Annotated in this window: 14 protein-coding genes; 11 read left to right on the forward strand and 3 right to left on the reverse strand. The window is 40.5% G+C overall.

Translation table 11 applies throughout. The features are described 5' to 3' along the window. Positions 1–113: 113 nt before the first annotated feature. Both dnaN and dnaA read right to left on the reverse strand, forming a co-directional pair. On the reverse strand, positions 114–1289 hold the full coding sequence (gene dnaN, locus OEG80_RS12690; protein ID WP_011512380.1) for a DNA polymerase III subunit beta: 1176 nt from the start codon (positions 1287–1289) through the stop codon (positions 114–116). 160 nt (positions 1290–1449) lie between these two features. Then, entirely contained in the window at positions 1450–2895 is a 1446-nt protein-coding gene (dnaA, locus tag OEG80_RS12695) for a chromosomal replication initiator protein DnaA (protein WP_133104022.1), read from the reverse strand. A gap of 656 nt (positions 2896–3551) precedes the next feature. Between dnaA and rpmH the strand changes: the two genes are divergently transcribed. From rpmH to OEG80_RS12735, 8 genes are all read left to right on the forward strand, one after another. Then, positions 3552–3686, forward strand: coding sequence for a 50S ribosomal protein L34 (gene rpmH / locus OEG80_RS12700; protein ID WP_007394757.1), 135 nt, complete (start codon positions 3552–3554; stop codon positions 3684–3686). Positions 3687–3872: 186 nt separating this feature from the next. Further along, entirely contained in the window at positions 3873–4244 is a 372-nt protein-coding gene (gene rnpA, locus OEG80_RS12705; RefSeq protein WP_263241139.1) for a ribonuclease P protein component, read from the forward strand. Between the two features lies 1 nt (position 4245). Beyond that, complete coding sequence (yidD, locus tag OEG80_RS12710) at positions 4246–4620, forward strand: membrane protein insertion efficiency factor YidD (protein WP_263241140.1); 375 nt, start codon at positions 4246–4248, stop codon at positions 4618–4620. Between the two features lie 218 nt (positions 4621–4838). Then, the gene (gene yidC, locus OEG80_RS12715) at positions 4839–6533 is read left to right on the forward strand and encodes a membrane protein insertase YidC (RefSeq protein ID WP_263241141.1); all 1695 of its coding nucleotides are present in this window, start codon (positions 4839–4841) and stop codon (positions 6531–6533) included. Positions 6534–6778: 245 nt separating this feature from the next. Then, positions 6779–8215 carry a tRNA uridine-5-carboxymethylaminomethyl(34) synthesis GTPase MnmE gene (mnmE, locus tag OEG80_RS12720; RefSeq protein ID WP_263242525.1) on the forward strand — a complete coding sequence of 479 codons (1437 nt, stop codon included), beginning with the start codon at positions 6779–6781 and terminating at the stop codon, positions 8213–8215. A 93-nt stretch (positions 8216–8308) separates the two neighbouring features. After that, positions 8309–8767, forward strand: a complete 459-nt coding sequence (nrdR, locus tag OEG80_RS12725) for a transcriptional regulator NrdR (RefSeq protein ID WP_020444555.1) — start codon at positions 8309–8311, stop codon at positions 8765–8767. Between the two features lie 99 nt (positions 8768–8866). Next, on the forward strand, positions 8867–9922 hold the full coding sequence (gene ribD / locus OEG80_RS12730) for a bifunctional diaminohydroxyphosphoribosylaminopyrimidine deaminase/5-amino-6-(5-phosphoribosylamino)uracil reductase RibD (protein ID WP_263241142.1): 1056 nt from the start codon (positions 8867–8869) through the stop codon (positions 9920–9922). A gap of 370 nt (positions 9923–10292) precedes the next feature. Further along, a complete protein-coding gene (locus OEG80_RS12735; RefSeq protein ID WP_263241143.1) occupies positions 10293–10964 on the forward strand; it encodes a riboflavin synthase in 672 nt (223 codons plus the stop codon). A gap of 137 nt (positions 10965–11101) precedes the next feature. Here OEG80_RS12735 and OEG80_RS12740 read toward each other — a convergent pair whose 3' ends face one another. After that, positions 11102–14023 (reverse strand): response regulator, encoded by a 2922-nt coding sequence (locus tag OEG80_RS12740; protein WP_263241144.1) that lies wholly within the window; start codon positions 14021–14023, stop codon positions 11102–11104. A 279-nt stretch (positions 14024–14302) separates the two neighbouring features. On the opposite strand from OEG80_RS12740, the gene fmt reads away from it, so the two are divergent. The 3 genes from fmt (at position 14303) to thrC (ending at position 18502) form a co-directional block, all read left to right on the forward strand. Beyond that, positions 14303–15394: a methionyl-tRNA formyltransferase gene (gene fmt, locus OEG80_RS12745; protein ID WP_263241146.1), complete on the forward strand. Its 1092-nt coding sequence runs from the start codon at positions 14303–14305 to the stop codon at positions 15392–15394. Positions 15395–15464: 70 nt separating this feature from the next. Continuing rightward, complete coding sequence (locus tag OEG80_RS12750) at positions 15465–17039, forward strand: transcription antitermination factor NusB (protein ID WP_263241148.1); 1575 nt, start codon at positions 15465–15467, stop codon at positions 17037–17039. A gap of 41 nt (positions 17040–17080) precedes the next feature. After that, positions 17081–18502 carry a threonine synthase gene (thrC, locus tag OEG80_RS12755; protein ID WP_263241149.1) on the forward strand — a complete coding sequence of 474 codons (1422 nt, stop codon included), beginning with the start codon at positions 17081–17083 and terminating at the stop codon, positions 18500–18502. The last annotated feature ends 146 nt before the right edge of the window (positions 18503–18648 follow it).

An 18648-nucleotide genomic window follows, 5' to 3' on the forward strand; every position in this document is an offset into this window, starting at 1 on the left:
ATTAAAATATAAGATTTTAAGCTTTGGAAGCTTAAAATTATCGATATGATTAGGGTTAAAATCCATAACAATTATAATTTTCAACCCTAATCATCTATCATTTAAAGAATAGATTATATGCGCATTGGCATAATAACGTACTGATGAAACTCATCATTTAACTGATTAACCAATACTGACGCATTTGACTGGCTCATATGCATTTGCAAGTCGCCTTGGATGACACCTAGCACGTCTTGTAAATAAGCAGCATTAAAAGACAACTCCATTGGCTCGCCTTGATACTTAGCTTGAATCATCTCAACCGCTTCATCTTGCTCAGCGTTATTGGCACGTACTTCTACCATACCATCACTGGCAAAGTTAAATACTACGCCACGAGACTTCTCATTACTCAAAATCGCGACACGGCGCAGCACATCCATCATTTTCTCTTGATTAAATAGAGCAAGTTTGTCTGTATTGCTAGGCATCACACGGCGATAATCAGGAAATTTACCATCAATCAGACGCGCGGTAAAAGTCACCATCAAATCCTGACTAACCTGCCCTGCACTATCAACGTCACCAAATGGTAAGCTCACTTGCAAAAATTCACGACCGAAACTCAACGTGACGGCATTGTCTTTATCACCAAGCATTTTGCCCAGCTCGGTAGCCAAACGCTCAAGCTCAATTACAGCCTTACGTGGCAAGATAGCCTGCATACTTAAATCAGCACTGACTTCAATAACACTACGTGCTAATGCCAGTCTATGACCATCGGTTGCAACCGTCGTTAACTGCTGCTGTGATACATCAAATAGCATACCCGTTAGATAATAACGGACATCTTGAATCGCCATCGCAAATTGGGTCTTATGAATCAAATCAATAAGACGACTACGGCTAATCGTCAATGGCGTGATATTTTCAGGGTTACCCAAACTTGGATAGTCTTCGCTAGGCAATGTACCTAAGGTAAAACGACTTTTGCCACTGGTCAATAAGCAGCGTTGGTTTTCTTGAGTTATCAGACTGACTTGTGCTTGAGCAGGCAAAGATTTACAGATATCTCTTAATTTAGTGGCAGGCAATGTCGTCGTACCTGCTTCAACACAAGCTCCAGCAGGCAATTTTAACGTCGATGTCAGCTCTACTTCTAAATCAGAAGCGGTCAAAACAAGCTCTGATTCAAATAGCTGTAGCTTGATATTACCCAAAATAACCATATTATGGCGTTTATCAGCAGCCTTGGCGATCAAGTTAATGGCTTTTAGTAACGACTCTCGATTAATCGATAATTGCATGCTTAGTTACTCTTATTTGATTGATTCTTTTTGTAAAAATAAAGAATATTGACTTAATATACCCTGTCTACTTACGATAATCTATTAGGGGTCTGTATACGCCCGTTTTCAACATTATAAACCATATCTATCTACTAAAATATAGTGATAGTAGAGCCTTCTAACCAGCTTGCAGCATCAAAGCTAGGGTCTTGTAATCCTTGTCAAACGCTGGATCGGCGGCACGTAATTCATTCACTTTATCACAAGCATGCATCACTGTTGTGTGGTCGCGTCCTCCAAAAGACTGCCCAATCTCAGGAAAACTCTCGCTGGTCAACTCTCGTGATAGTGCCATCGCTATTTGGCGAGGTCTAGCAATACTACGCGTACGCTTGCGACCGAGCATATCCTTAATCGTCACATCATAATATTCAGCGACCACTTTACGAATATTATCCATATTGACGGCTTGTACGCGCATGGCAACAATATCTTTTAAGGCATATTGCACCATTTCAAGAGTAATAGGGGCGCCGGTTAAGTTAGCATTGGCAAATACCTGGTTTAAAGCACCTTCTAAACGTCTCACATTAGAAACAACATTTTGAGCGATGAATAACGCACATTCTTTAGGAAGGCTCATTCCATAAGAGGCGGCTTTCCTTTGTAAGATTTGTACGCGCGTATCAATTTCAGGCGGATCAACTGCGACCGTTAAGCCCCAAGAAAAACGAGATCTAAAGCGCTCGTCAAATTCAGTCATTTGTGATGGATGCCGATCAGATGCCAAAATCAGCTGTTTATCACCACTAGTAAAATCTGCAAACAATGTTAAAAACTCATTACTACTTTTAGTCTTTCCAGCTAATACATGAATATCATCTACTATTAATAAATCTACTTTTTTTATTTTCTTTTTAAAGTCTTCTATTTTATTATTTCTTAATGAATAAACCAATTGATTAATAAATTTTTCAGAAGTGAAATAATAAAAAGTTTGATTATTTTTTAAATAGCGATGTGCTACTGAATGCATTAAATGGGTTTTCCCCAAACCAGAAGGTCCATATATAAACAAAGGATTGTGACGATTTTTTGATTGACGTTTACCAAGCTCGTAGCACGCCTTATAAGCAAGATTGTTAGACTTACCTGTGACAAAGGTTTCAAAGGTAAAATCAGGATTTAAATAATTTAAGGATTTCGCATCAGCAGAGTCAATAGCTTCCGCATGACGCATATTGGCATCGATATCTGCTTTAGCATTATTATGATGAATCGTTTCAAAATCATGATTTGAAGGGGTAGGGGAGAGGTTATCTTCTGAGAATAATGATCCCGATTGCAGCGAGCTACTATCATCGATATCGCGACCAGCGTTATCAACACGTACAATAACTTCTTCAATACTTCCCTGACTATGCTTAGCAACCAGCTGCTGAATATCCTCTAAGTGATTCTTTTTGATGTAAGTTACAAAGTAATCATTAGGTGCAAGAATGATTAAAGTGTTGTTTTCTTGATGAGCTGACAATGGTCTTAACCACATGGTAAACACGTTATCTTTGACATGATAACGTAAGTCGTTTAGGCATTTATCCCAAATATTTGCTGTATCTATCATGAATATCAGTAGCCCTATAGTTCAAAGTATTAGCATTTTTTATTGTAAGAATGGATCGAATTAGGTTTAAAAAGGCGTTGAGGTTTACGTTAAACAACCTATTACAAAGTACACTAACACCTTATATCTTATAGGGGAGTAATCTACCACAAATAACCTGTGGATAAAACCTTGTTTTCTGGGGATAAGCCTGTGGATATTTTTGTGTATAAGTAATCATATTAAGTTATCCATATTTCACCCACAGGTTATACACAGGGTTACCCATAGCTTAAATTTTTGATTATAAAGGAAAATCAACACTTAGCCACAGAAAAACAGTACCCCAATAACAACAATATCTATATATATTAATCAATTAATTATTATAAGAATCAACCAAAATTGTGGATAACTTTAAAAATCATCGCCAATAATACAAATTGTTTTCAAACTAGATAATAAGATTTACAGTAGTAAATTCATCAAGTACGCAAAGGATGACTAACTTCTTAGATGAGTTTTTAAAATCCATCAGCTTTCTACAAAAAGTAAAAAATCGAAGAGCAATATAACGCTGCTTTAAAACGTAGTGAATAGTTTATTGACCCACATCCTATGCAATGATATAATCCTCCGTTATTACGAATTTAGTCCATTATTTTGATAGGTGAGTTATGAAACGTACATTCCAACCAAGCGTGATCAAGCGTAAACGTACTCACGGTTTCCGTGCTCGTATGGCAACTAAAAAAGGCCGTCAGGTCTTAGCTCGTCGCCGCGCTAAAGGACGTCATCGCCTTACTGTATAATCAGTAGATTGCGATAAGCATGGCTCATAGTGCTTGTTGTGTTTCTATTATTTATAGATTGCGATAGTCAATCATCACAACTGACACTTAGCCATATATTAAAAGCGCCCACATCGGCGCTTTTTTTGTCTCTATATTTTGTTATTATTTCTACCATCGTTATCATCTCTTATACTAGGTTGTACTATGTCTAATACTCCTCCAACGACACTAAATGCCCGCTTTACTAAAGAGCAGCGTTTACTCACACCTGCAGCCTTTCGTGAGGTCTTTGACGCGCCTGAGCGTAAGCTACATCAGAGCCATCTGATGGCGTTTGTGCGTACTAACACTCATGAGCAGCCACGAGTCGGTATGGCGATCACCAAGCGCAAAGTCCCTACGGCAGTTTCGCGAAATCTAATCAAACGTCAAATACGTGAGCAGTTTCGAATAAAAGCTTCTAGTTTAGAAAATAAAGACATTGTTTTTATCGTTAAAAATTCTGTTAAAGGCTTAAGTAATAAAGAAATAAAAATGGAAGTAATGAATATTTTTAAAAAAATAGAAAAAAAATAATATGAATTTATTCATAAAAATAATAAATAAATACTTATATAATTTATTATATAATTTTATAGCTTTTTATCAAAAAATAATAAGTCCCATATTACCTGCTCGGTGTCGATATTATCCAACCTGTTCAAACTATGGTAAGCAAGCTCTAGCTTGGTATGGTGTTTGGAATGGGAGTTTACTGCTATTAAAACGCATTAGTCGCTGTCATCCATTAGGCGGACATGGAGTTGATTTTGTGCCTCTACCTTTGGCTTCTTATCGTTATCAATACTTGTCCTGTAATCCAGTAGCTCATGGACAGTTTCACGGTTTTTATGTTTATCGAGATAATCATGGCTATGTTACTCGCCTAAATCATATGATGAAATTGACCTAAGACGTAAGCTTTACTAGGCGTTTCAGCATATCTACCTAGTTACCCACAAGTTATCCACACTGTTGGTATCATTTAGAATCGTTTTTTAGTAAAATGATGAACATTTTATGTGATTGACTGCTGACATTACCGTTCACTATCTGGGCCAATGCTGTGTGGTGGTCATAACACATGCCCTAGTTTTTTTATTCCCTAATTTTTTAATCTAGGAAAGGTTTATGCAAAAGATATTTCGGGTGATGATCATCATTGCGATGTTAATCACCGCTTATCTGCTGATTTTGGCATGGCGTGATGATTATGCAGATGCCCCAGCTGTAGACACGGTGCCAGAAACTGCAGCTTCAGTAGGAGCCGATATTCCTTCTACTAGCGGTGCAGCAGGTGATATTCCAGTACAGACGCTACCTGTCGACAACGGTACAGTTGATGGCGCTGTGACTGCTACACCTGCTACTGATGCAGGACTAATCACAGTCACTACTGATCGTTATGACATCAAAATCAATCCAGAAGGCGGTGACATCGTTTATGCTGCGCTAAAGCAGTATGATGCGACCCTTGATAGCGATAAGCCTTTTGTATTGCTAGAAAACAATAGTAATCGCGTTTACGTGGCTCAGTCTGGTCTGATTGGTCAAAATGGTATCGATACTGCAGAAGGTCGTGCCAAATACAGCCATACCGCTAACAATTACGTGATGGAAAAAGGCCAGCAAACGTTATCAGTGCCGCTTACGTATAAAAAAGATGGCGTGACAGTCACTAAGACTTTTACCTTTACACACGATAAATATCCTATCGATATCAGCTATAAGATTCAAAATGCCTCTGCCGCGGCGTGGCAAGGTCAGATGTTTGCGCAGCTAAAGCGTGATGATAGTAAAGATCCCGGGATGTCTGATAAAGGTGCGCTTAGTATGGCAACCTATTTGGGCGGCGCTTGGGGTACACCTGATGATCCCTATAATAAGCTGAAGTTTGGTAAGTTTAATGATGGTGAATTGACCACGACCAGTGATAAAGGTTGGGTTGGCATCGTACAGCATTACTTTGTGTCAGCATGGACGCCTGAAAACTTTACTGGTAAATTCTTTAGCCGCGAAACCGGTGATGATTATTTTATTGGTTTTAATAGTCAGCCTGTCAATGTTGCACCAAACAAGCAAGTAACCTTAAATGCCACGCTATACGCAGGTCCAAAGGTACAATCTGAGCTTAAGGATGTAGCAGTAGGGTTAAATCAGACGGTCGATTATGGTCTGTTATGGCCAATATCAAAGATATTGTTTGGTATTTTGGATGGCATTCATAAAGTCATCGGTAACTGGGGCTGGTCAATTATTCTATTGACTATCTTAGTGAAGCTGGCATTGATGTGGTTCTCAAATAAGAGCTACTATTCAATGGCGAAGATGCGTGCGATTGCACCGCGCCTTGCTGCATTAAAAGAAGAGCATGGCGACGATCGCATGAAAATGTCGCAAGAAATGATGGCAATGTACAAAGAAGAAAAAGTCAATCCAATGGCGGGTTGTTTGCCGATTCTAATGCAGATGCCGATTTTCTTAGCCTTGTATTGGGTACTGGTTGAGAGTGTTGAGCTACGTCATGCACCGTGGATTTTGTGGATTCAAGATCTATCAGCGATGGATCCGTGGTTTATTTTGCCACTATTAATGGGTGCATCGATGTTTATTCAGCAGCAGCTTAATCCACAGCCAGCTGATCCGATGCAAGCGAAAGTCATGAAATTCTTGCCGATTATTTTCACCGCGTTCATGCTGTTCTTCCCAGCAGGTCTGGTACTATATTGGACTGTTAATAACTTATTTAGTATGACGCATCAATATATCGTCAATAAAAAAGTAGAAGAAGAGCAAAAGCTTCGTACGGTTAAGGTACTGGATTAATCATTTAATAGTTTATAGTTTTAAAAAACCATCGCTACGGCGGTGGTTTTTTTATGCTCTTAATGTCATATCTGGTATGAATACCTACTTAAGACTACGCCATAGTCGCTACAGCCAAGCTAGATGATATTGGAAAAGACTTACAATGAGGATATTACGCTCTTTAAAGATTGTTTTGTCAGTGTGCGTTAAGCCGTCTATAATGGAGTTTTTAGTTATTGAGAGTGCTTGTGGATTCCCAAGAGTTGGCGTTAGCCGCCCCTAAGTCATCAAAAAATCTCGGTTTTTCAAGTCTACCCACCATTGCCGCTATTGCTACACCGCTTGGACGGGGTGGGGTCGGGGTTATTCGTCTGTCTGGCACACATGCGTATAGCATTGCTTGTACACTGACAGGTAAGTCAGCATTTAAACCGCGCATGGCGAGCTTCTGCCGATTTTATCAAGCAGATGGTACGGTCATCGATGAAGGGTTGGTGCTGTATTTTAAGGGTCCGCACTCGTTTACTGGTGAAGATGTGATTGAACTGCAAGGTCATGGCGGCATGATTTTGCAAAATCAGTTGTTGGCACGTGTGTTTGAGTTAGGGGCGAAACAAGCCAGCGCTGGAGAGTTCTCTTATCGTGCCTTTGATAATGATAAGTTGGATTTGGTACAGGCAGAAGCCATTGCAGATGCGATTGATGCTACCAGCGCCGCCGCTGCTAGCAGTGCTATTCGGTCACTCAGCGGCGAGTTTTCACAAAAGATTAATCAGCTACTTGAGCAGTTAATTAATCTGCGTCTGCATGTTGAAGCAGCCATCGATTTTCCTGATGAAGAAGACGTTGATTTTTTATCAGATGGGGTCATACAAGGTAAGCTTGAACAGACACAAGAAAAAATCCAGCAGGTCTTGGCGACTGCTAAGCAAGGACAATTATTACGTGATGGTATTCATGTGGTATTGGCAGGTAGACCTAATGCTGGTAAATCAAGCTTGCTTAATCGCCTAGCTGGGCAAGAGCGTGCTATCGTCACTGATGTGGCGGGTACAACGCGTGATACACTACAAGAAACCGTTGTCCTCAATGGTTTGACGCTACACTTGACTGATACGGCAGGCCTGCGCGAGACAGAAGACACGGTCGAGCGTATCGGCATTGAGCGCGCGCGGATAGCGATTGCTCAGGCAGATATATTGCTGATGGTTTATGATGTAACCCGTGATCTTGAAGAAGAAATTACCCCATTACAGCTTGCTGAGCAGCTATTTGGTGAGCTACCAGAAGCCAAGCGCTTGTTAATTATCGCTAATAAAAGTGATTTATTAAACAATAATAGCAGCAAAGAAATAACTGCTATTCCGCAACAAGAGATTCATAATCGCGGTTATGAGCAAGTTAATGTTTCATGTGAAACAGGTGCCGGAATTGATGATTTAGTCGAAACTCTGTGTGCTAAAGTAGGGTTTCATCCACCCGAAAATAGTTTGATAGCTCGTACGCGTCATCTAGATGCGTTAAGAAGAACGGCTGAATATTTAGCAGAAGCTCATGAGCAGCTAACCGTTTTTAAAGCGGGTGAGTTAGTTGCTGAAAGTTTGCGTCAAGCTCAGCATAGTCTGGGCGAGATTACCGGGGAATTTAGTGCAGATGATTTGTTGGGCAAGATTTTTGGCAGTTTTTGCATTGGTAAGTAATCTGATTTACGGTTATAAATTTGAATGATGTAGCTGTAAAGATGGGATTATGACTCGTTTAATAGTGTTTCATATAAAGACAAGGAAAGCCGTATGCATTGCCCTTATTGTAATGCGTCAGAGACAAAGGTAATCGACTCGCGTCTTGCTGCTGAAGGGGCGCAAGTGCGCCGCCGTCGTTCATGTAATAGCTGTCAAGAACGCTTTACTACCTTTGAAGTGGTCGAAGTGGTGATGCCGCGTATTATCAAGTCCAGCGGTAAGATTGAGCCTTATGATAATGATAAACTACGACGCTCTATCTTACTACCACTACAAAAACGTCCTATCACTATCGATGAGCAAGAAGGGATGATTAGCCGGATTGAAAAGCGTGTACGGCAAATGGGTGAACGTGAGGTCAGCAGTAAAGTGCTTGGCGAAATCATTATGAGTGAGCTTAAAACGCTTGATGATGTTGCTTATGTGCGCTTTGCTAGTGTTTACCGTGACTTTCAGGATATTGATGCTTTTCATCAAGAGATTGCCAATATACGCCCTAATGATAAATAACATTGAGTTAAGGTTTTGATGCTTTCTTAAGCCTATAATTTTATGCAACTTCATGAAACCATTTATAATAATATCTCATCATTTATTAAGCCCTTTTTTATGTCAAATTTAGACCATTCTCAAGATGCGAAAGACCGCTATTTTATGATGCTTGCTATTGAGCAAGCAAAGCTTGGCTTGTATACCGCTCGACCCAATCCTGCTGTAGGGTGTGTCATTGTTCAAGCAGAGGAAGTTGTCGGTCAAGGCTTCCATCCTAAAGCTGGTCAGCCGCATGCTGAGGTATTTGCTCTAAAAGATGCTGGTATAAGAACAGTTGGTGCTACCGCTTATGTCACTTTAGAGCCTTGTAGTCATACAGGTCGTACGCCGCCTTGTGCAAAAGCACTGATAGAATCTGGCGTTATAAGAGTTGTCGTTGCTGGACAAGATCCAAATCCACAGGTCGCAGGTCGCGGTGTGAAATTGTTAGAACAAGCGGGTATTGAGGTGACGGTTGGTATCCTTACCGCGCAGGCAGAAGCGTTAAATAAAGGTTTTCTAAAAGCCATGCGTACCCAAATGCCTTATGTCAGGCTTAAGATTGCGACCAGCCTTGATGGTCGTACGGCGATGGCGACAGGTGAATCAAAGTGGATTACAGGTCCAGCTGCGCGAGAAGACGTGCAAAAACTGCGTGCGCAAAGTGGGGCTATCATTACTGGTAGCGAAACGGTTATTGTCGATAACCCTCAGTTAAATGTACGCTCTAACCAACTAGGTATAGCAATTGAAGAGGTTCCACATCCTAAAGTGGTGATACTTGATAGGCGATGTCGTTTAAAGCATGATCTACAGTCTGACTATCAGTTATGTCGTCGCCCAGATACCCTGTATTGGCGTGAAGATAATTTAAGAGAGTTATTAAAGGTATTAGTCACTGAGTATCAGTGTTATGACGTATTGATAGAAGCAGGTGCCAGTGTTGCTGGTAGCTTCTTACAACAGCAATTGGTAGATGAGTTGATTGTGTATCAAGCGCCATGTCTGTTAGGGCAAAAAGCGCGAGCGATGGTTGACATTAACCCCTTATCGCTAGCTCAACAGTTGCGTTTTGATATTCAATGTCATGAACAACTTGGTTCTGATCTGAAATTGACCTTATTACCCATTTAATTTTTAATTATCTATCCACACTCTTAATGCAAGATATAATTGTTAGGAGTAAATAATGACTACTAATATTAGTTTCACATGAAACTGTGTATAACTTTGTTCCACATGAAACTTTTTTTTGGCCGAATGTTAATTTTATAAATAAATTGTAGTAAAATCAATTACTTGTATTATAGTGATTAGATATAAAAATATTGAGTGAAAACAATATTAATTGTGGATAACTTGTTAATAACTAAGGCTTTTAAGCTTACAGGTAAGTGTTATCCATTACTTATCCACAGTTTATCCCGAAATATATGTCATATAGCACATTTATTACTGAGAAAAGCTATGTATAACGACAATGAAATAATGAGAAGAGGTTGATATGTTTACCGGAATTATAGAAAGTGTGGGAAAGGTTAAGTCGATGCAACCTACAGGCGGCGACATTCGCTTGACTATAGAGTCTGATGGCTTAGATTTTAGCGATGTGAAGCTTGGAGATTCTATAGCTTCTAACGGTATTTGTCTGACGGTTGTAGATTTTGGTAGTAATCATTACTCCGTTGATGTTTCACGTGAAACTATAGCGCGAACAGCGCTAGAAGATTTGAAACCGGGGCATATTGTCAACTTAGAGAAGGCAATGCTACCGACTACACGTTTTGGTGGGCATATTGTCGCAGGTCATGTCGATGGAGTAGGGGTCGTTAGTAAGTTGCAAAAGGATGCACGTTCTATATATATCGAAATTGAGATACCAAAAGAGCTGGCGCATTATACAGCGACGAAAGGATCTATTACCATTGATGGTATTAGCCTCACGACTAACTTAGTGCGTGATAATATTGTTTCACTCAATATCATTCCGCATACAGCTCAAGTGACCAATATTGCACAGCATTGGTTGGTAGGAGATAAGGTCAATGTGGAGGTAGATATTGTGGCTAGGTATTTGGAGCGTTTATTAAATAAGTCGCAGCAAGACACTGCAAATATTAGCCCGCAAAGCAATATTACTGAAGCTTTTTTAGCAGATAATGGCTTTATGAAGTAAGTCATATTTAAAACAACAGTCTTATCTTGCTGCAAATTTTATTTTAGCAGTAAGTGAGAAGTATGGAAGTTATCTTGTTTTGGCATGGTTTTGTGTAAGTGATCACTAACATTCTTTATGAGTTTTAGTAGTATTTTTTAGGGTTTAATTAGTGCTGTTAAGACGTCTTGTAGTTTATCCTTATTAATAGGTTTGGCTAAAAACTCATCCATACCTACCTTTAAGCACGCTGAGCGGTCTTCTTCAGTATTGTTTGCTGTAAGTGCAACGATAGGAATATCATCGCCTTGCGCTCTAATTGCCTGAGTTGCTTGCAATCCATCCATCACTGGCATCCGGCAATCCATCAGAATAAGATCAATCTCTTGACGCTGCGCTTGCAGTATATCTAATGCTTGCTGACCGTCTTCTGCCACCACGCTACGATAACCAAGTTTGGCGAGCATTTTGCAGGCAATTTTTTGATTGGTAGGACTGTCTTCTACCACTAAAATCAGAGGTGAGATGATTTCATCAGACCTATTATCTGCTGACACTACAACGCTGTCGTTATACTTAATATCTGCTGCTTGTATGAGTATCTGTCTGGTAGGAAGTGTTAAGCGCAGTAGCTCAGAGAGCAGTAAATTCACATCTAGCGGCTTGGTTAAAAATCCATCACATCTATCTAGTAGCATAGAAGCGATGCGGCGCTCAGACTTCATACTTAGTAATATCTTTGGTAGTGATACATTAGCCAATAAGTGATTTAATGTATGCTGTTTGTCAATATTGCTAGATAACGTATTTGCTAAATCTTCTTTTATTTGTTCCTCTACCATATTGGCATGGATACTTTTTTCATCTTTCAGTTGATTAGATAAAGCAAGCGTAATGCTTTCATAATAATCGTAGTCGAGGAGCAATATTGGAGCGAGTGTACGCTGGTTTTGCATCAGTTCGTCGTTGAGCTGCTGTAGGGTCACGCTATCAGTAGACGTAAAAATAGTAACTGTTATAGATAAATGGGTACATAGGCGTTTTAGATGTTCAGCAGCAAGTGGCTGATTGATGATGGCAATAAGATGCAATCGCGTTAACTGCTGATTGAGGTGGTAGATGGGTTGATAGTTTGGATTTTGGCAAGGCAGATAAAGATCAAAGGTACTTCCAATATCAGGTGTGCTATGTAAATCTATAAAACCACCCAATAATTTAGCAAAACTATGAGCAGTTGTCAGTCCTACATCTGCTTGACTGACTTGAGTATGAATTTGGCTGGCTTTTTGCGAGTAACTCGACTGGTCTAATTGCGTGTTTCCTAGTTGAGCTGTTTGATTAAAATAACTATGAAGTTTATCTCTCTGGGTTGTCTCTAAGCCAATGCCACTATCTTGGATACTAAAGCGAACCCAGTCATGCGCTGGGTTTGTTTTTCTGTTGGTATTATCAGGCACTAATTTATTAGTTGTACCGTTCACTAAATCATTAACCAGAATGGTATTTTTGGCTGATAGTTGTTCTGTATTCACAGCTTCAATCGTCAGTACAACGTAACCTGAACTGGTATATCTAATAGCGTTATCCAGTAAGTTACGTAAGATTGTCTGCAGACGTTTATGGTCGGTATCGATGAGGCGAGGGCAATCAGGAGTGAAAAAGTATAGTAATTCAAGCCCATGTTGTCTCGCATCTTTTGTGACTAAATGACTGACATGTTGCCCTATTTTATAAATGTCGACAGTTTCAATATTCAAACGAGTTTTTCGAACTTCTATCTCCCCTATATCCAGCATCTCGTTGAGCATAATAAGCATAGCATGACTGGTTTCAATCAAAGTATTGACAATCTGGTGCTCTTTGACAGTCAAAACGCTAGTATCAATCGGTTCCAAAGTATCAATCATAGCCTCTAATGGCAGCCGTAAGTCATGACCCATCGTTGATTTGAGTGCATTAAATTCATCGAGTTGTCGCTGTATTTCTATATTTTGTTGCTGCAGCTGTTCGTTTTGGCTTATCAAATCATTTACATTATTCAGTAATACGGTAAAACCGTGAACCTGACCATGCTCACCAAACCACGGGGTAATATGTAGCTGATAAGCTTTTTTATTAGCCAGCCCATATACCATAAACGTACGCGTAACACGAAGATTTTCTAGTTGTTGCAGCAGTAGCTGGGTAGATTCATCTTCAGTAAAAACAAAATCTGTTAATTTATAATTGCTGTCATTTTGAAAGGCAGTAGAGAATACTTGCTCAAAACGTTGATTAAAGAAGCTAATTTGACCTTGTCTCATAACCATCAGCATTGGTAGTGGGGCGTGATCAACCAAACGCTCTAGGCGATGCTTTAGAGTGGTAATATGACGATGATTGTTATGCAATTGATAGTTGATACGACTAAGTGCATGACCCAATTGCAAAAATTCAGGCGTAGATTCTTTGCTGACAAACGGTGGTGGTGTATACGCCTCTTTTGCATGACTGCTTAAGTTGTCGGTATAAAGCAGTAACTGTACCCAATTGGCGCGGCGTTTTAAGGTATATAGTAGTGCCAAAGTAAAAAACATGATGGCGGTCATTAAAGGCAACCAATAGCGATAAGATACCCAGTTAATATTGAGCGGCTTATGACGCAAAATGGTATAAAATTTATGACCACTTTTAAGCTCGATGGTTCCGACTAGTTTTTCGTTGGATAACGTATAGGTGCTATGAGTATTCTTATTTGATAATAGCGAAGTCTCAATACTGGGAAACATAATCCCCGTAAATTCAGGTTCATCGGCTTCAGTTTGATGGTAAATGAAAGTTTGGCCGGAGGGCATCATAAAAATCAGCTGATAACTGATTCCTGCCAAAAAAGGCTTTTCTACTATCTTTTTAACGGCAGGGTTTATAGGATTATTAAGCTCGGAAATCTGATACTGCAGGGTATGAAACGTCTCTACACTGTGCTGCTTACTCTCATTCTTCATCTCATGAAACATGATGAAATAATACAATGACAACATGGCAAGTAATGTCAAAGTATAGAAAGCCAACAGGCGTTGCAGAGACTGAAATTGTGGCATAAAGGCATGACCCTAAGTCGGCATAATAATACACAGTAAATTTAAAATGGTTTCGTTAGATTTTACTGCTATATTCTTTATTATTAGCCTACAACAAAGCAATAAACAATATTGATAGCTAGCTAGTATATGACAATGTGAAAAATGAGACTGAATCTTATTGCTATTATAAAGATAATCAGACGCATTAGTAGCGCTTGATTGTGGCTATTACAATCATGGCACAACGCCACAAACTCACCTATAATAGCTTTATTACTTATTAATATTGCCTAAACTATGACCACACTTGCTTGTACTCCTGATGTATCTCTTAATAATGATAACTTTAAACCGACGTGTACAGAGCCGTTAAGAGTGGTATTTGCTGGCACGCCTGAGTTTGCCGCTGTGAGTCTTGAGGCATTAATCAAGCAGCAACAGGCATTGAATATCAGTATTATAGCGGTCTATAGTCAGCCTGATCGTAAAGCTGGCCGCGGACAAAAGCTGGCGGCATCGGCGGTCAAGCAAGTAGCATTGGCACATGGTATCGCTGTCGAGCAGCCAGAGACCTTTAAAAAATCAAGTATAGAAGGGGTAACAGCAAGGCAAACCTTGCAAGATTATCAACCCGATGTAATGATTGTTGCTGCTTATGGGTTGATTCTTCCTATTGGTGTCTTGAATACGCCGACTTATGGTTGCTTAAACATCCACGCCTCATTATTACCACGCTGGCGTGGTGCAGCGCCTATTCACCGCGCATTATTGGCTGGTGATAGTGAGACTGGCATTACTATTATGCAGATGGATAAAGGGCTTGATACTGGAGACATGCTTTATAAAGTCAGTGCTAGTATTGAGTCTGATGATACGGCTGCCAGCCTACATGATAAAATGGCTGAGCTTGGTGCGACCGCCATTATTACTGTGCTACAAGATTTACCACACTATCAAGCTCAGGCTATAGTACAAGATGACAGTCAAGCCAATTATGCTGAAAAGTTAGTCAAAACTGAAGGTGAAATTGATTGGACGCAGTCTGCCACTGTGATTGAACGACAAATTCGTGGCTTAAATCCTTGGCCTGGTGCTTATACCTTTTTGGCAGGTCAGCGTGTCAAAATTTTAGCCAGCTTGCCTGTGAATGCATCGCAACCAACCGATAAACAAGCAGGTACAGTTATTAGCGTTGGGCGCAAGGCGATTTTAATCGCTTGTGGTAAAGATAATAATATTGATACTGATGTAAATAGCGAAAAACCTCAAGCCAGTACTTTAGCTATTACTCAGCTACAGTTTGCAGGCAGCAAACCTGTGAGCGCCGAACAAATCTGCCATGGCAATCAGCTTAATAATGGCGACCAGTTTAGTAAAGAAACGAAATAACTCCATTTAGATATACCTAATCCAAATCGCACAAGACGCTAATTATTAGACGTCAAGGAAATTCAATTTAATGAGACAAACCAGCACTGCGCCAAGAAACAACAAGCTTAAACCGTCAAGTAACCTTATCATGAATGGTAGCGTCCGCGTCCGTGTCATTCGCACTCTACTGGCTATTCAAAATGGTCAGTCGCTTGCAAGCGTCCTTGATCCGTTACTAAATAGTCTGCATGATGGGGATAAAGGTTTTGCTCATGCGTTATTGCTAACGACGTTGCGCCAATGGTACGCCCTTGAGCGTCTACTCGATAGTCTGGCTGATAACTCTATTGATGAAAAAGAGGTGCGTACGACGATTCAAGTAGGTTTGACGCAGCTGCTCTATTTGCAAGTGGCTGACCATGCGGCAATTCATGAAACGGTTGAAGCAGCAAAAGAAATTGAGTTTGCGCATGCGACGGGTTTAATCAATGCCATCTTGCGTAAGGTTGCTAAGAACCCAAGTAAGTTCCGCAAGAAGTGCGATAAAAAACACAGCTTACCGAATTGGCTTGCCTATCAGCTTAAGCAAGATTGGAGTGAGCAGTATGACGATTTGATGCAGGGTCTACGTCAACCTGCGCCAATGTTTTTGCGAGTGAATACAGCAGTTACTTCGGTAGAGGACTATCAGCAAGCATTGGTAGAATTTGAAGTTGAAGCGGATTTGGTTGAGCTAACGAGTGGTTTACAACTCAACAACTCTTCGGATACAGCTAAATCTAATAGTATATTAACCAAAGGTCTTAGACTACATCAAAGCGCTGCAGTTAATGCCTTACCACAATTTGCCCACGGGGCGGCTAGTGTACAAGATATGCATGCTCAGCTTGCAGCACCGCTTATCCATAGCGCTCTACTCAATAAGCTGAGTGTTAAAAACGATGATGCAGACGGCGATATGGATACGAGCAACAACGAGATCCGCATTTTAGATGCCTGTGCAGCGCCCGGTGGCAAGCTTGCTCATTGGTTAGAATTAATCAGCTCAGATGGGCAATCGCCTTTGTTTCACGTGAAACAAAACGATGAATTTGTTTCTCTAGTTTCGAAAGTGAAGCTAACTGCGATAGATAATGAAGCGCCGCGTATCGAGCGTATTTACGATAATTTACAGCGCTTGAATTTAAGTCAGCACGACTTGCAGCAAACTGAGAAAAATATCGAGCTTAATATTGTCTGTGCTGATGCGACCACATGGCAAGGGGCTGGTAAGAAAAAGAGCAAGCTCGTGTTTGACGCTATATTATTAGACTCACCTTGTACGGCGACTGGCGTGATTCGTCGCCATCCTGATATCAGTATCTTGCGTACTGAAGAAGACGTCGAACAAACCGCACTTTTGCAAGCCGATATCTTGCATAACCTTTGGCCGCAACTTAAGGTTGGCGGTTACCTCTTATACGTCACCTGCTCTATCCTAAAGAAAGAGAACGTCGAGCAGATGCAGGATTTCATGACTCATTATAATAATGTAGCAGCCATTGAATTTAGCGACGATTGTAATTGGGGTATCGAACAAGCGATTGGTCGTCAGTGCTTGCCAATAGATAGCGAGAGCGGCGATGGTTTTTATTATGCCTTGCTGCACAAAACTGCTGAATAAACTGTTTTAATTAATCATCTCATTGTAGACAGGACAATCTAATGAAATATATCAGTACCCGTGGTCAGACAGCGCCGATGGATTTTAGTGATGTGTTATTAATGGGTCTTGCACCAGACGGTGGTTTGATGTTGCCTGAGCACTATCCGAATATTGATAGTATGACGCTGACTGAATGGCGTGCGCTGAGCTACCCACAGCTTGCGATGGCGATTATGCAGCGCTTTGCCACGGATATTCCTGCGGCTGATTTGCAGGATATTATTGAACGCACTTATACCACTGAGGTGTTTGGCTCTGACGAGATTGTTCCTGTCCGCAAACTTGAAGACAATTTATATATTTTAGGCTTGTCGAATGGTCCGACGCTGGCATTTAAAGATGTTGCCATGCAGTTTTTGGGCAACGCCTTTGAGTATGTGCTTAAGAAAAAAGACGCGCGTATTACTATTATTGGTGCAACCAGTGGCGATACGGGCAGTGCGGCAGAATATGCACTACGCGGTAAAGAAAATATCGAAGTCTTTATGCTGTCACCGCACGGTAAAATGAGCGAATTTCAGCGCGCGCAGATGTATAGCTTGACTGATAAAAATATTCACAATATTGCTATCGATGGTATGTTTGATGATTGCCAAGACATCGTTAAAGCGTTACAACAAGATGCCGAATTTAAAGCGGCTTATAATTTAGGTACGGTTAACTCTATTAACTGGGGTCGTATCCTAGCGCAAATCGTTTATTATTTTAAAGCTTACTTTGCCGTGACTTCAAGTAACGACGAAAGGGTTAGTTTTAGCGTGCCATCAGGCAACTTTGGTAATATTTGTGCTGGTCATATTGCACGTGAAATGGGGCTGCCAGTTGATCGTCTAATCGTCGCAACCAACGAAAACGATGTACTCAACGACTTCTTTAACCAAGGTGCATATCAGCCGCGTCCGACTGCCAAAACCTATATTACTTCAAGTCCTTCAATGGATATCTCTAAAGCCTCCAACTTTGAGCGTTTTGTTTATTTGTTATTAGATAAAGATAGCGCGCGCGTCCATGAATTATTTGAAGGTGTGAAATCTGGTCAAGGTTTTGATTTGCCTGATTTGATGGAGGCGGTTAATACTCGCTATGGCTTTGCAGCAGGTAAGTCGACCCATAATGACCGCTTACAAACCATTAAAGCGCTTTATGAGCAGCATGGAGAGTTAGTTGATCCGCACACCGCTGATGGTATCAAAGTTGCTAAAGAATTACAGCGCGAAGGTGAAGTGATTGTTTGTGCTGAAACAGCGTTACCGGTTAAGTTTGCCGATACGATTGTTGAAGCAATAGGTCAAATAGATATTGCTCGTCCAGCCCATACCGAAGGTTTAGAGAGCTTACCGCAACATGTGGTGGTGCTTGATAATGAGGCTGAGTTGGTTGCTGAGCAAATCCGTCAACAGGTCATGCCAAACCCTGCCTAGTCGATTTTATTTTTAGTTAATTGTTAAAATGAATATCCAGTCTAAGGTTACGCTATTGTAAAAAAGTGTTTATGATTGTGTTATGGTGGATATAATTGTAATATTAGAAATCGCGTCGGTAGGTCATCGGTTTACCAGACGCTTTT

Source organism: Psychrobacter sp. SC65A.3 (assembly GCF_025642195.1).
GTDB lineage: Bacteria > Pseudomonadota > Gammaproteobacteria > Pseudomonadales > Moraxellaceae > Psychrobacter > Psychrobacter cryohalolentis.

Coding starts and splice junctions, on each gene's coding strand:
- OEG80_RS12735 (WP_263241143.1), top strand. CDS start 10,293: ATGTTTACCGGAATTATAGAAAGTGTGGGAAAGGTTAAGTCGATGCAA.
- thrC (WP_263241149.1), top strand. CDS start 17,081: ATGAAATATATCAGTACCCGTGGTCAGACAGCGCCGATGGATTTTAGT.
- dnaA (WP_133104022.1), bottom strand. CDS start 2,895: ATGATAGATACAGCAAATATTTGGGATAAATGCCTAAACGACTTACGT.
- dnaN (WP_011512380.1), bottom strand. CDS start 1,289: ATGCAATTATCGATTAATCGAGAGTCGTTACTAAAAGCCATTAACTTG.
- rpmH (WP_007394757.1), top strand. CDS start 3,552: ATGAAACGTACATTCCAACCAAGCGTGATCAAGCGTAAACGTACTCAC.
- rnpA (WP_263241139.1), top strand. CDS start 3,873: ATGTCTAATACTCCTCCAACGACACTAAATGCCCGCTTTACTAAAGAG.
- nrdR (WP_020444555.1), top strand. CDS start 8,309: ATGCATTGCCCTTATTGTAATGCGTCAGAGACAAAGGTAATCGACTCG.
- yidC (WP_263241141.1), top strand. CDS start 4,839: ATGCAAAAGATATTTCGGGTGATGATCATCATTGCGATGTTAATCACC.
- fmt (WP_263241146.1), top strand. CDS start 14,303: ATGACCACACTTGCTTGTACTCCTGATGTATCTCTTAATAATGATAAC.
- OEG80_RS12750 (WP_263241148.1), top strand. CDS start 15,465: ATGAGACAAACCAGCACTGCGCCAAGAAACAACAAGCTTAAACCGTCA.
- yidD (WP_263241140.1), top strand. CDS start 4,246: ATGAATTTATTCATAAAAATAATAAATAAATACTTATATAATTTATTA.
- OEG80_RS12740 (WP_263241144.1), bottom strand. CDS start 14,023: ATGCCACAATTTCAGTCTCTGCAACGCCTGTTGGCTTTCTATACTTTG.
- ribD (WP_263241142.1), top strand. CDS start 8,867: ATGTCAAATTTAGACCATTCTCAAGATGCGAAAGACCGCTATTTTATG.